This is a genomic window from Amycolatopsis sp. cmx-4-61 (assembly GCF_046548775.1).
In the GTDB taxonomy this organism is placed as follows: Bacteria; Actinomycetota; Actinomycetes; order Mycobacteriales; family Pseudonocardiaceae; genus Amycolatopsis.
The window spans coordinates 448,037-461,026 of the sequence record NZ_JAEBEI010000002.1 but is presented as its reverse complement, the minus strand read 5'-3'; the positions used below and the strand labels follow the sequence as shown (position 1 = coordinate 461,026).

Genomic DNA, 12,990 nt, shown 5'->3' with positions numbered 1-12,990 from the left:
CCCATGACCGCCACCACGCACCCGTTCGCCCACCTGAGCGCGAACCAGCTGGCCGAGCTCGCCCGCGAGTTCGACGCCATCCACGACCAGGTGCGCGCCGACCTCGGCGAGCGCGACCGCCGGTACATCAAGGGCATCATCCGGCTGCACCGGCAGATCGCGGTCGCCGGCCGGGTGCTGCTGCTCGGCTCCCGCTCCAAGGCGGCCTGGGCGGCGGGCACCGGCTGCCTGGCGATCGCGAAGATCCTGGAGAACATGGAAATCGGGCACAACGTCCTGCACGGCCAGTGGGACTGGATGAACGACCCGGACATCCATTCGTCCACTTGGGACTGGGACACCGCGTCGACGGCCGCGGCGTGGAAGCACTCGCACAACTACATCCACCACACCTACACCAACATCCGCGGCAAGGACAAAGACCTCGGCTACGAGATCATGCGCATCGACCCGCACCAGAAGTGGCACCCGGCGTACCTGGCGCAGCCGTTGTACAACCTGGTGCTGATGGCGTTCTTCGAATGGGGCGTCGCGGTGCACGACCTGGACGTCGAAGCCATCCGCGCCGGCGAAAAGCCGCTCAAGGACGTGTGGCACGACATCAAGGGCATCTCCGGCAAGGCCCGCGACCAGATCCTCAAGGACTACGTCGGCTGGCCGCTGGTGAGCGCCCTCGCCGGACTGACCGCCGGACGGCTCATGCGTCCCGAACCCCGCACCCGCCGCCGGGTGCTGGCCGACCGCATCCGCGGTCGCGGCTGGAGCGGCGCGATCCGCGCCCAGCTCACCGCCGCCCGCGAGGAAGGCGGCGGCGCCTTCAAGGCGACGTTCTGGGCCGACTTCACCGCGAACATCATCCGCAACGTGTGGGCCCACTCGATCATCTTCTGCGGCCACTTCCCCGACCAGACCTACACGTTCAGCCAGGAGGAAGTCCGCGACGAAACCCGCGGCGGCTGGTACGTCCGCCAGCTCGTCGGCGCGGCGAACATCACCGGCTCCCCCCTGTTCCACCTCCTCAGCGGGAACCTCGGGTACCAGGTCGAGCACCACCTGTTCCCGGACATGCCCAGCAGCCGCTACGCGGAGATCGCCCCACGCGTCCGCGACATCTGCCGGCGCTACGGCCTGCCGTACAACACCGGCCCCCTGTCCCACCAGCTCGGCACGGTGCACCGCACGATCCTCCGGCTGGCCTTCCCCGGCGGCCGGCCCCGCCCGAAGCCCGGCCCGTACCGCGGCGAGGAAGCGGAGCGCGCTGCTTGACGGAGCGAAACTCATCAGGCTGGAGAAGTCGGTCATCGACGCCGCTCGCGAAGCACTCGAGGCGACGACGCGCCGTAGGAGGTTCACCGACCGGCCGCGGACCGGACGGACTTTCCGCGTCAGCCCGTGGGCATGCCGATCCCGTCCCGTTCCAGTGCGGTGCGCAGCAGGGCCAGCACTTCGGCCCCGGCCGCCGCCCGGTCGCGGCCGAGGGTCCCTTCGACCAGTTCGGTCACCCGCTCGGCGAAAGTCCGTTCGGCGGCGTCGGCCAGGCGCACACCGTCGTCGGTCAGGACCAGCAGGGACGACCGGCGATCGGCCGGGTTCGGTTGCCGGGCGACCCAGCCGGACCGCTCCAGGCGGTCGATTCCCTTGCTGGTCGCCCCGATCCCGATCGCGAACTCGGCGGCGAGGTCGGCCACCCGGGAGCCGGGGTGCTCGCGCAGGTGGTGCAGGAACTCGTACTGCGAGGTGACGATTCCGTGCCGCTCCCGCAGCCGGTCGTTGAGCGCGTTGTACAGCCGCGTCTCGCAGCGGACCAGGTCGGCGAACAGAACCCGGGAGTCCGGCCGGGAGTCCCTTGACTTAGATGCCACGGCATATACTGTAGCGGCATGTACTCAGTCAGGCGACACCATGAGTAGGGCGCAGCGAACGAAGATCGACGCGATGCTGCGCCGGCAGCCACAGCCGGAGAAACCTCCGTCGGTCGCGCAGATGCGAGCGGAGTTCGCGACGATGATGGCCTCGATGATCGTGCCGGACGGGATCGAGACCACGGAAACGGTGCTCGGATCGCGACGCGCCCTGCTGGTCGAACCGGCCGGCCGCGCACCCGCCGGCACGATCCTGTACTTCCACGGCGGCTCCTACATCGTCGGCTCACCCGAGACGGCGCTGTCGCTGACCGGGAACCTGGTCGCCCGGACCGGGTTCCGCGCGTTGTCACTGGACTACCGGCTCGCGCCCGAGCACCCGTTCCCGGCCGCGATCGACGACGCGGTCGCCGCCTACCGCGCGTTGCTCGACACCGGCGCGAATCCGGAGTCCATCGCCTTCGCCGGAGACTCCGCCGGCGGCGGGCTGACCGTCACGACGTGCCTGTCGGCCCGCGCCGCGGGACTGCCGGCCCCGGCGGCGATCGTGGCGTTCTCCCCCGGCCTGGACGGCACCCGCACGGGCGAGAGCATGGACACCAAGGTGGGCATCGACCCGTTCTTCGTCCGCGAGAGCCTCGAACGCACCGGCGCGCTGTACCTCGCCGGCGAGGATCCGCACCAGGAGCTGGTGAGCCCCGCCCTGTTCGGCGACCTGGCCGGATTCCCGCCGATGCTGCTCCAGGTCGGGACCAACGAGGTCCTGCTGGACGACTCCACACGGATGGCCGCCCGCGCACGCGCGGCCGGGGTGGACGTCATCCTCGACGTCACCGCCGACGTACCGCACGTGTTCCAGGCGTTCACCGGCCTCCTCGACGAAGCCGGCCAGGCTCTCGACCGCGCCGCGCTCTTCCTCACCCAGCACGTGCACCCCGGCGAGCCGTAGTCGACGGCCGCCACGACGCAGGTCAGCGCGCGGACGAGGGGCGTGGTATTCCCCGTCGTCCGCGCGCGGAGCCGATGCGAGCGCGTAGCGGGCTCCGGCTTGCCGTCCGATGGACCCGTTGGGCAGCCGGGGAACAGGCGGCCGGGGGTCACGGCTGGAGGTGCTCCAGGTCTTCGAGGAGGCTGGAGTGCTTGGGCTGCCAGCCGAGGACCTCGCGGGTGTGGGCGCTGGACGCGGGCTGGTCCATGGCGAAGATCGGGCCGAAGGGGCCGAAGTTCTCCTGCGGGACCGGTTCGACCGGCAGGCCGAGACGCTTGCCGACGACGGCCGCGATGTCGCGGACCGCGTCGCCCTCGTCGGCCACGGCGTGCCAGGCCGTGCCCGCCGGTGCCGACTCGAGCGCCAGCCGGAACAGCACCGCCGCGTCGAGCGCGTGCACCGCCGGCCAGCGCTGGGTGCCGTCGCCGGGGTAGCCGGCCACGCCGGTGCGGCGGGCCTGCTCGGTCAGCAGGCCCGCGAACCCGCCCTTGCCCTCGTTGTGGACCGTGCGCGGCATGCGGACCGCCGTGGCGCGCACGCCGCGTGCAGCCATCGCCAGCAGCGCGTTCACCGAGCGGCCGCGGCCGCCTACCGGTCCGTCGGTCGGCAGCGGGTCGGCCTCGGTGGCGGCGCGGCCGGGAACCCACGGCGTGCCCGAGACCGTGACGATCGGCCGGTCGCTGCCGGCGAGCTCCTCACCCAGTGCGGCCATGGCGGCGCTCTCCTCGGCGATCGACCGCGCCAGCGCTTCCGCGGTGCTGTAGTCGCTGCCGAACGCCAGGCTGATCACCCCGTCGCACTGTGCGGCGCCGGCCCGCAGGACGTCGACGTCGGCCAGCTGCCCGCGCAGCACCCGGGCACCGGCGTCGGTGAGAGCCCGCGCGGAGGTGTCCGAGCGGGCCAGCGCGAGAACGGTGTGGCCGCCGGTGAGCAGCTCGGCGACGACCGCCGAGCCGATGGTGCCGGTACCGCCGGTGACGAAAACCTGCATGAGACGCTCCCGAGTTGATGAGACCTTTGTCCCGTCACCATACACAGCGACGGGACTCTTGTCCCATCACCTATGATGGGCGCATGGCCCGATGGCAACCGGAGACGACGCAGCGGCTCGTCGTGGCCGCGGTCGACCTGTTCACCGAGCAGGGGTACGACGCCACCACCGTCGCCCAGATCGCCGAACGTGCGGGCGTCACCAAGAGCACGTTCTTCCGGCACTTCTCCGACAAGCGCGAGCTGCTGGTCGCCGGCCAGGAGACGCTGAGCCGGTTGCTCGCGGAGGGGATCTCCGAAGCGCCCGCGGACGCCAGCCCGCTTGAGGCGGTCGCCGCCGGCCTCGAACGCGCGTCCGGCGCCATGGGGCCGGCGAACCGGGACCTCGGACCCCGCCTGAAGGCCGCCGTCGCGGCCAGCACCGAACTGCAGGAACGGGATGCGCTCAAAAGCGTCAGCCTCGCGGCCGCCATGACCGCCGCGCTCGTCGCCCGCGGCACTCCCGACCCGACCGCGCACCTCGCGGCCGAACTCGGTGTCCTCGCCTTCAAGCGGGGCTACACGCAGTGGTCCGAAGCCGAGCGCGATGACGAAAACGGGCTCGCGCCCTACGCGCTGGCCGCCCTGCAGGAACTACGCGCGGCCACGGCATCGCTGGGCTGACCCCGGCGCGCCTCTTGTGCCGGCAGGGGACGCCGTCGCCGAGGCGCCCGGGACGGCGGGGACGCGCCGCCGTCCCGGGCGCCGAAGGCGCTTGAGCACCCTCCACGGGCACTCGATCAGTTGATGTGCAGGAAGGTGACGAGCCCGTACTGCTTCGTGATCTGCTCGCCCTTGGGGAAGCTGTGCCGGTAGCGGTAGCCGTCCCCCGGCTCGTACTCGAAGTAGCCGGCGTTGTCGCCGCTCTTGAAGCTGGTGACGCGATCCAGGCCGAGCGACAGATCGCCCGCGTCGGCGTAGCACCGCCGGCTGCCGAGGCCGTTGTCGGCTGTCTGTCCGAAGACGAGGAAGTCCGCGGTCCCCAAAGTGCAATCGAAGATGTTGACCTCGAAGGTCGCCCACGAAGGGGTGGTCGTCGCCAACGTGATACCCAGGGTGGCGAACAACACCACGGCCATCGATCGCATTCGCTTCATGCTGCGTTCCTTTCGGGCGGTAGCCGGGAAGAGTCGGCCCCGAAAGTGAACCAAGCCCGGCAGAAACCCACCACGTGCGGCACTACAACGTCAGCAGCCGCCGAACTGGAGTTCCGCACAAGAGGCTCGAAGCCGACGATCCGGACCGGCGGCACCGCGTCAGGCGCCGTCCGATGGGGGTCCGCGGAGCTTGCGGTACTGCAGGGCCCACCAGACCTCGAACACGGTCTCCGTGTCCTGGAGATCCGCTCCGGTCAGCGCGGCGAAGCGGTCCAGCCGGTACCGCAAGGTGTTGACGTGGACGGACAACTCGGCGGCGGCCTCGGGCATCGAGCGCCGCCGGGACAGGTAGGTCTCGACGCTGGCGAGCAGGGCCTCGCCGATGGCGCTCTCCACCTCCACCGGTTCGACGTAACCGGCGTAGAGGTACTCCCCCAGCTCGGGTTCGTTCGCCACGGCCAAGCGCAGGCCGATCCGCCCGCGGTCCACGATTCCGCGGTGGCCGAACCGGGCGGTCGCCTCGAGCAGGCGCGTGGCCTCGGCGAAACCGGCGCTCAGCCGCGACAGCTCGACAGGTCCGGCGAGACCGGCCATGACGTCACCGGCCGGCTCGTCCGTGACGGGCTGCGAAAGCACGCCCGCCACGTCACCGCCGTAGGGGCTGATCAGGACGGTGGCCTGCGCACCGGCCGCGCGTTCCAGCGCGCGGGTCAGCTCGAACGGGTCGGTACCGGCGGAGCGGGCCCGCAGGACCCAGTAGGACTCACCGGCGGTGAGCCCGAACCCGACCCCGGCCGCGACCATCTGGCCGGTCGTCATCGTGCCGTCCAGCAGGCGCGCGAGCAGGGTCGTGCGCTGCTGTTCCTCGCGGCGGGTGAGGCCGGACTCGGCTTCGCGGTGACCGGTGAGGACGTCGTTGCTGCAGTGGTCGCCGAGTTGCCAGATCCGCCGGGTGCCGAGGAGCACGGCGTCGGCGGAAATGCCGTTGTGCCGGGCGATCCGGAGGAATTCGTCGCGCAGCAGCGCGATACCGCGGCGGTAGGCGGCCAGCACGTCGGAGCTGGGGACGCCCTGCAGGGCCCGGCGCCGCCCGGTCTCGCGCTCGTCTTCCGCCACACCGCCGGGGAGGGACTGCTCGCCGCGGAGGGCGGCGGCCACGCGGACCACGTTCCGGTGCGCGGACGGCCGCACCTCGGCCGGCGGAACCACGCGGTACGAGTCGATCGAGCCGGTCACCCGCAACTGCGCGGCCACCAGCTCCTCGGCCGCGAGCAGCAGCTGTCCGGCCACCAGCGCGATCTCGGCCTCGATCAGCTCGGACACGCCCGACTCCGTCCTCGTCGTCTTGCCGGTCCCCCGGTGGCCGCTCCGGGAGGGGTTCGTTCGGCATCGGCCGATGTCCTGAACGCTAGGGGCCGGCACCCCCGGCGAGCATCACTGCACAGTGGACACTTGCGGGTAGCTCGCACGGGGGACACCGCTCACGCGCGGCCGCCGGCCCTTCGACCGCGATCCCCTTTGGGCGGTTCAGAACCACCGGTTGACGGCTTGTTCGAACGAGCCGCGGTCGCCGGCCCAGGCGACGATGCCGTCGGGGCGGACGAGGACGGCGCCGAAGCCGAGGTCGTCGCGGGCGGGGCCGGGGACGTACCGGATCCGGTCGCCGTGGTGGAGTGCCGCGTCCCGGAAGCGTTCGCCGGGGCCGAAGTCGAAGAGAACACCCCGGCCGTCGTGCATCAGCTCGCCGAGGCGCGTGCCGTCGGCCAGGCGGAAGTCCGGTGCGTTGTGGCCGACCAGCGGCTGCTCGCTGCCCAGGTCGTACCGGATCGACGTGCCCGACGTGCGCTCGAAGACGTAGGTGGTGCCGTCGCGGGTCGCCAGCAGATCGCCCACCACGGCCTGGATCGCCCGGGAGTGCGGGTCCGGCCGCATGACGGCCACCTGGGCGCGCGACCAGTCGAGCACCCGCGCGCCGACCGGGTGCCGTTCGGCGGTGTAGGTGTCGAGCAGGCCGTCCGGGGCGTGGCCGCCTGCCGTCGCCGCCAGCTTCCAGCCCAGGTTGACTGCGTCACCGATGCCCAGGTTGAGCCCCTGCCCGCCCAGCGGCGAGTGGATGTGCGCGGCGTCGCCGGCGAGCAGGACGCGGCCGCGCCGGTAGGTGGTCGCCTGCATCGCCCGGTCGGTGAAACTCGAGGCGAAGCGGACGTCGTCCAGCGTGACTCCGGTGCCGGACACGCGGCGCAGCACCGTTTGCAGGTGCTCGCGGGTCAACGGCCGGGAACGGTCGTACGCGCCGCCGTCGAAATCCAGCACACCGAAATGGCCGGGCTCGGACATCGTCAGGTACATGCCCGCCTCGGTCAGCGTGAAGCCCGGGCGCAGCTGCTCCGGATCACGCACCGTGGCGAGCGCGAGGTAGCCCGTGAACTGCGGTTCGGTGCCGGTGAAGGCGAAGCCCGCGAGGCGCCGCACCGTGCTGCGCCCGCCGTCGCAGCCGACCAGCCAGCGGGCCGGGTAGTCGTGCTCACCGGCCCGGACGACCACGGTTTCGCCGTCCTGGGTGACGCCTTCGACCGCGGTCCCCCGCCGGATCTCGACGCCGAGCTCGCCGGCCCGCTCCGCCAGCACCGTCTCCACCGCGTCCAGGCTGGTCATCATGCCGTCCGCGGCGGGACTGGGCAGCCGGTAGGGCAGCCGGGTGAGGTCGACGTCGGCCGGATCGAGCGGCAGCCCGGCGAAATGGCCGACCGACCGCGGGGGTGCCGGCTCCTCCGCGCCGGGCGGCTCGGCCACGCCCGAGGCCGCCAGCAGGGGCGACAGCAGCCCGCGGCGGTAGAACGCCTCCACCGAGCCGCCCGACAGGCCGCGCATGCCGAGCGGAAAACTCCGCCACGGGGAATGCGGCTGCGGCTCCCGCTCGAGGACCAGCACCGAGCAGCCCGCGAGGCCCAGTTCGCAGGCGAGGAACAGACCGACCGGCCCGCCCCCCGCGATCACCACGTCGTGCACGACAAACCACCTTCTCGAAGTACGCCATTCCGGTACGCCGAGAATCACCGCCGCCGCTTGCAGGACGCGCACACCGCGCTCACACCGCGGGTTCGTGGTGGCCCGGCCGCCGAACCGGGGTGGCCGGATCGGCCGTGGTCACCGCGGCCTCCGGGGCCAGTTCCCAGCCTTCCGCGTACGCCGCGGCGAACTCGTCCGCGCCCAGCGCCGCCTTGCCCCGCCGGGTGAGGTCGCGGACCTGCGGATCGGTGTGGTCGTGCGCGCCCCGCAGCCGGGCGGCGGCACCGAGCAGCACGGCCGACTCCCGGTGCCGCCCGAGTGCCTCGGCGAGCCCCGCCGTGTGCACGGTCACCAGCGACAGGACCGGGAGGTCACGCGTGACCAGCGCGGCGGCGTAGGCCGCCCGCAGCGCCTGGTCCGCGGCGGGCAGGTCGCCCCGGGCCAGGCAAAGCGCGGCCCGGGTGCCGCCGACCAGCGCACGGGCGTGGTCCGCGGGGAACGCGGTGTCGCCGAGCAGGCCTCGTTCGGCGTCGTCGAGGAGGGCGCCGGCCCGGTCGAGGTCACCGAGCCGTATCCGGAGGTCGGCCTCGCGGGCGTCGATCAGCACCAGCATCTCCGCCGAGGACGTGCGCACCGCCCGCTCCCGGGCGGAGCCGAGCACCGCCATCGCCTCGCCGGTTTCGTCCCGCCGCACGTGCAGGTCGATCCAGCGCAGGTCGCTGTAGAGCTGGTCGCCCAGGCTCAGCGAGCCGAACTCCCCCGCCAGCGTCCGGGCTTCGCGCAGGTCGGCCAGCGCGCCGTCGAGGTCGTCGTAGCACCGCAGCCGGGCGCGCAGCGGCAGCGTGGCGGCTTGGCCCCACCGGTCGCCGACCTGCCGGAAGCGGCCCAGGGCCGCCTCCACGTGGACCCGCGTCCGCCCCAGCGCGCCCTCGTTCTCGGCGATGTCGGCCTGGAACAGGTGGGCCAGCCCGGACAGCCACGCGTCGTCGCCGTCGGCCAAGCGCCGGAAGGCCGTCCGCGCGGCGGCTTCCTCCTCCAGCACGAGCAGCAGCACCGGACCGAACGCGCGGTACTGGCTCGGCAGGTGCGGGTGCGCGAGCAGCCCGTCGGCCAGCTCCCGCATCCGCGCCCGGTCGCCCGCGGCTTCCCCCGCGGTGATCCCGGAGGAGATGTCCGCCCGGTTGAGCAGGTACACGGCCCGGGCGCAGTCCCGCTCGGCCGCCGGGCCCCCGCCCGGCAGCGCCAGGACCTTTTCCAGCCAGTAGCCGGCGTCGGAGTTGCGGCCGGACATCTGCCAGTACCAGGCCAGGCTCAGCGCGAGGGTGATCGCGGCGGCGGAGTCGCCGGTGGTGCACCGGTGGCGCAGGGCGGCGAGGGTGTTGTCGTACTCGGCGTTGATCACCCGGAGGGCCTGCCGTTGGCCGTGGCCCCGCAGCCGGGCGTCCTGGCGGGCCATCAGCTCGGTGAAGTGGGCGGCAGCCAGGTCGCGGGCCGCGTCGAGACCGCCGGCTCCGGTCAGGCGGCCGATGCCGTACTCGCGGATGGTTTCGAGCATGCGGTAGCGGCCGGTGCCGGGCGCCAGCTGCAGCAGTGACCGGTCGACGAGGGCGGCGAGCAGTTCGGGGATCTCGGCGGCGGGCACGCTCGTGCCGGCGCAGACGGCCCCCGCCGAGGCGGGGGTGACGCCGCCGGGCAGGATCGAAATCCGTTCCGCGACGGTGCGTTCCCGCTCGCCGAGCAGCTCCCAGCTCCAGGCGATGACCGCCCGCAGGGTGCGGTGCCGGGGTGGCGCGGTGCGGTGGCCGGTGGTGAGGAGCCGGAACCGGTCGGCGAGCCCATCGGCGAGGTCGGGCAGGGACAGCGTCCGCAACCGGGCGGCGGCGAGTTCGAGAGCCAGCGGCATCCCGTCCAGACCACGGACCACGCGCACGATGTCGGGGAGCGTGGTCTCGTCGACCGAGAAACCCGGCCGCACGGCGGCGGCCCGCTCGGTGAACAGGCGTACCGACGCCGCTTCCCGGACCTGTTCGAGGCTGTCGTCCGGAGCCGGCAGCGGGAGCGGCCCGAGCGGTACGAGGGCCTCGCCGTCGATCGCGAGGGGCTCACGGCTGGTGGCGAGCACCCGCAGCCCCGGACAGCGGGGCAGCAACGTCGCGACCAGCCGGGCCACGGCATCGATCAGGTGCTCACAGTTGTCGACCAGCAGCAGGACCTCCCGGCCGCCGAGCTCGCTGAGGAGAACGCCCAGCTCGTCGCCCTCGGCGCGCCGGTGGACGTCGAACAGTGCGCCGCCCCGCAGCCCGATGCCGGCGAGCACGGCCGGCCCGATCTTCGCCGGTTCGGTGACCGGCGCGAGGTCGATGAAGCAGGCGCCGTCGCGATATTCCTGTTCGTGCCGCCGCGCGGCCTCCAGCGCCAGCCGGGTCTTCCCGGCGCCGCCGGGGCCGAGGACGGTGACCAGGCGCCCGGTGGTGAGCAGGGCGCCGATGCGGGCGAGGTCGCCGTCGCGGCCGATGAAACCGGTCAGTGGCGCCGGCAGGCCGTGCTCCGCCGTCGCGTTCACTTCAGTCCGGCGTGCCGGGTGGGCGACCGGTGCCGGGACGGGCGGGCCGGGCCGCAGGAGGCGCAGGTGGCGCTCCCGCAGGGCGGTTCCGGGATCGACGCCGAGGGTTTCGGCCAAAGCTCGGCGAACGCGCTCGTACGCGGTCAGTGCCTCGGCCTGACGCCCCTGCGCGGCCAGGGCGTCCATCAGCAGCGCGGCCGCCCGCTCGTGGACCGGGTGCGCGGCCAGCAACCCGCTCAGCCGGGCGGCGGCCGCCTCCGCGCGTCCCCGCGCGAGCTCCGCGTCGGCGAGGTCGGCGACGGCCTCGACCGAAACCCGCGCCAGCCGGGTCGCGACCGTGGGCGCGACTGCGGCGACGACCCCGGGCTCGGTACCGGGGTGCTCACCCCACAACGCCACGGCTTCGGTGAGCGCGGCGCTCGCGGCGTCCGGATCACCCGCCCGCAGCCGCTCCCGGCCGGCCGTGGTCAGCTGCTCGAAGCGCAGCGCGTCCACGTCGGCGGGGTCGACGTCCAGCCGGTAGCCGCCGGCGACCTGCACGACGACGCCCTCGACGGCGCCGGTCGGGGCGAGGGTGCGCCGCAGCCGCGAAACGAGGGTCTGCAGTGCGGAGGTGGGCCCGGACGGCGGCCGCTCGCCCCAGATCGCGTCGACCAGCGCGTCCGGCTCGACCGCGCGGCCCCCGGCGAGGGCGAGCCGGACCAGCAGGCCCTGCAGCCGCGCGCCCGGCACAGGCAGGACCGAGTCGTCCCGAGACGCCTCGAACGCGCGCAGCAGCGTGATGCGAAGCCGGGCACCACCGTCCATGTCCCGATCTTCGCGTGCTCGCCCGCGCCCCCGCCAACCAGGGCGTATCAGCGCCGTGTTCGTCCGGTGTGAGCGAGCGGCCCCAGTGTTCGCACCACACAACCACGAACGCGGAGGCACCGATGACCGAGACCGACAACGCAGGCAGCTGGGTCCGCGCCTGGAGCGCCTCGCCCCAGGCGCCCGACGGCGGGCTGGGCTCGCTCGACGACCACCCGCCGCTCGCCGACGTGACCCTCCGCCAGGTGGTGCGCCTCAGCGGTGGCGGGCGCCGGGTGCGGATCCGCTTCACCAACGAGTTCGGGACCGCCCCCTGCACCATCGGCGCCGCACGGGTGGGCCTCGCGGCGCCCGGTGGCGCGGTGCGGTCCGGCAGCGAGCACGTGCTGACCTTCTCCGGTGCCCCGGCCGTCACCATCCCGGCCGGCGCGCCCCTGCTCAGCGATCCCGTCGACCTGCCCCTGCCGGACCTCGCCGAGCTGTCCGTCAGCCTCTACCTGCCGGAGCGCGTGGATGTTTGCACCTGCCACGACCCCGCGCTGGACGCCGGCTGGCGCATCCCGGGCGACGCCGTCGCCGCCCCGGCCCTGCCGGAGAACGCCGCGGACCTGCCCGTGCGGGCCCTGATCTCCGCCGTCGAAGTGCTCGCCGACCCCCCGGCCGAGACGATCGTGGTGGTCGGCGACTCGCGCACCGACGGCGCTGGCTCGACCCCCGGCACCCACCACAGCTGGCCGGAACTGCTGGCCGAGCGGCTCGTCCGGCGAGGAGCAGCCGCCCGCTACGTGGCCAACCAGGGCATCAGCGGCAACCGCATGCTCAACGACGGCATCGGGTCCGCGGTCCTGGCCCGCTTCGACCGCGACGTGCTGGCGACCCCCCGCCTCGGCTACGTGGTGCTGTCGATCGGCGCGAACGACATCGCCATCTCCGGTATCCCCCGCGACGACGATTCCCTCGCCGGCTTCCTGGCGATGTTCCCCGCCGCGCCGGTGACGACGGACGACGTCATCGCCGGTTACCGCCAGCTGATCGCCCGGGCACGGGCCCACGGCGCGCGGGTCTACGGCACGACCATCGCCCCCTACGAAGGCGCGGAGGTGTACACCGCGGAGAGCGAAAGGGCCCGCCAGACGGTGAACGAATGGATCCGGACGGCCGGGGCCTTCGACGCCGTCCTGGACTTCGACGCCGTTTGGCGCGACCCACACCACCCCAGCCGGATCCTGAGCGGCTTCCACGCCGGCGATCACCTTCACGGCAACGACGCGGGTTACCAGGCCTTGGCCGACTCCGTGGACCTGTCGCTGTTCACCTGAGCCGGCTGTGTCATTGCCTCGACGGCGCGACAGATTCGTCGACTGTGCCCGGGGATCCGGGCACCGGAGCGAGGGGGACCTTTGCGGCATAAGAGGTCACCTGATTTGAACACCGCGCCTCCTCGGCCGGAACCGGCCTTCGGGCGGCCGGCGCGCGGTGCTCGCCGTGGATCTCGATCCGGTCGCTGAACCCCGGCCACCCGTACGTGCCGACGATGATCGCCGGTTCGCCGCGGCCGTCGGCGATGTGCTGGAACCGGAACCCGCGGGTGCTGAGCGTGTGCAGCCCTCCTCGAGGGTCGTCACCGGCGGTCCC

General features: G+C 73.2%; 10 protein-coding genes. 4 read left to right on the top strand and 6 right to left on the bottom strand.

Translation table 11 applies throughout. The features are described 5' to 3' along the window. Window positions 1-3: 3 nt before the first annotated feature. A complete protein-coding gene (locus ACLJOU_RS10525; protein ID WP_410565782.1) occupies window positions 4-1,266 on the top strand; it encodes a fatty acid desaturase family protein in 1,263 nt (420 codons plus the stop codon). 119 nt (window positions 1,267-1,385) lie between these two features. Here ACLJOU_RS10525 and ACLJOU_RS10520 read toward each other — a convergent pair whose 3' ends face one another. Next, window positions 1,386-1,862 carry a MarR family winged helix-turn-helix transcriptional regulator gene (locus ACLJOU_RS10520; protein WP_410565779.1) on the bottom strand — a complete coding sequence of 159 codons (477 nt, stop codon included), beginning with the start codon at window positions 1,860-1,862 and terminating at the stop codon, window positions 1,386-1,388. Between the two features lie 40 nt (window positions 1,863-1,902). Here ACLJOU_RS10520 and ACLJOU_RS10515 point away from each other — a divergent pair, with 40 nt between their 5' ends. Continuing rightward, on the top strand, window positions 1,903-2,811 hold the full coding sequence (locus ACLJOU_RS10515; protein ID WP_410565776.1) for an alpha/beta hydrolase: 909 nt from the start codon (window positions 1,903-1,905) through the stop codon (window positions 2,809-2,811). A 148-nt stretch (window positions 2,812-2,959) separates the two neighbouring features. Here ACLJOU_RS10515 and ACLJOU_RS10510 read toward each other — a convergent pair whose 3' ends face one another. Beyond that, the gene (locus ACLJOU_RS10510; RefSeq protein ID WP_410565773.1) at window positions 2,960-3,841 is read right to left on the bottom strand and encodes an SDR family oxidoreductase; all 882 of its coding nucleotides are present in this window, start codon (window positions 3,839-3,841) and stop codon (window positions 2,960-2,962) included. A gap of 83 nt (window positions 3,842-3,924) precedes the next feature. Here ACLJOU_RS10510 and ACLJOU_RS10505 point away from each other — a divergent pair, with 83 nt between their 5' ends. Further along, window positions 3,925-4,503: a TetR/AcrR family transcriptional regulator gene (locus tag ACLJOU_RS10505; RefSeq protein ID WP_410565770.1), complete on the top strand. Its 579-nt coding sequence runs from the start codon at window positions 3,925-3,927 to the stop codon at window positions 4,501-4,503. 116 nt (window positions 4,504-4,619) lie between these two features. Here ACLJOU_RS10505 and ACLJOU_RS10500 read toward each other — a convergent pair whose 3' ends face one another. The 4 genes from ACLJOU_RS10500 to ACLJOU_RS10485 form a co-directional block, all read right to left on the bottom strand. Beyond that, window positions 4,620-4,976 carry a hypothetical protein gene (locus tag ACLJOU_RS10500; RefSeq protein WP_410565767.1) on the bottom strand — a complete coding sequence of 119 codons (357 nt, stop codon included), beginning with the start codon at window positions 4,974-4,976 and terminating at the stop codon, window positions 4,620-4,622. Window positions 4,977-5,135: 159 nt separating this feature from the next. After that, window positions 5,136-6,299, bottom strand: a complete 1,164-nt coding sequence (locus ACLJOU_RS10495) for a PucR family transcriptional regulator (RefSeq protein ID WP_410565764.1) — start codon at window positions 6,297-6,299, stop codon at window positions 5,136-5,138. Between the two features lie 204 nt (window positions 6,300-6,503). Continuing rightward, window positions 6,504-7,985, bottom strand: coding sequence for an FAD-dependent monooxygenase (locus ACLJOU_RS10490; protein WP_410565761.1), 1,482 nt, complete (start codon window positions 7,983-7,985; stop codon window positions 6,504-6,506). A 79-nt stretch (window positions 7,986-8,064) separates the two neighbouring features. Further along, on the bottom strand, window positions 8,065-11,355 hold the full coding sequence (locus ACLJOU_RS10485) for an AfsR/SARP family transcriptional regulator (protein ID WP_410565758.1): 3,291 nt from the start codon (window positions 11,353-11,355) through the stop codon (window positions 8,065-8,067). Window positions 11,356-11,477: 122 nt separating this feature from the next. On the opposite strand from ACLJOU_RS10485, the gene ACLJOU_RS10480 reads away from it, so the two are divergent. Further along, window positions 11,478-12,674: an SGNH/GDSL hydrolase family protein gene (locus tag ACLJOU_RS10480; RefSeq protein ID WP_410565755.1), complete on the top strand. Its 1,197-nt coding sequence runs from the start codon at window positions 11,478-11,480 to the stop codon at window positions 12,672-12,674. Window positions 12,675-12,990: the final 316 nt, after the last annotated feature.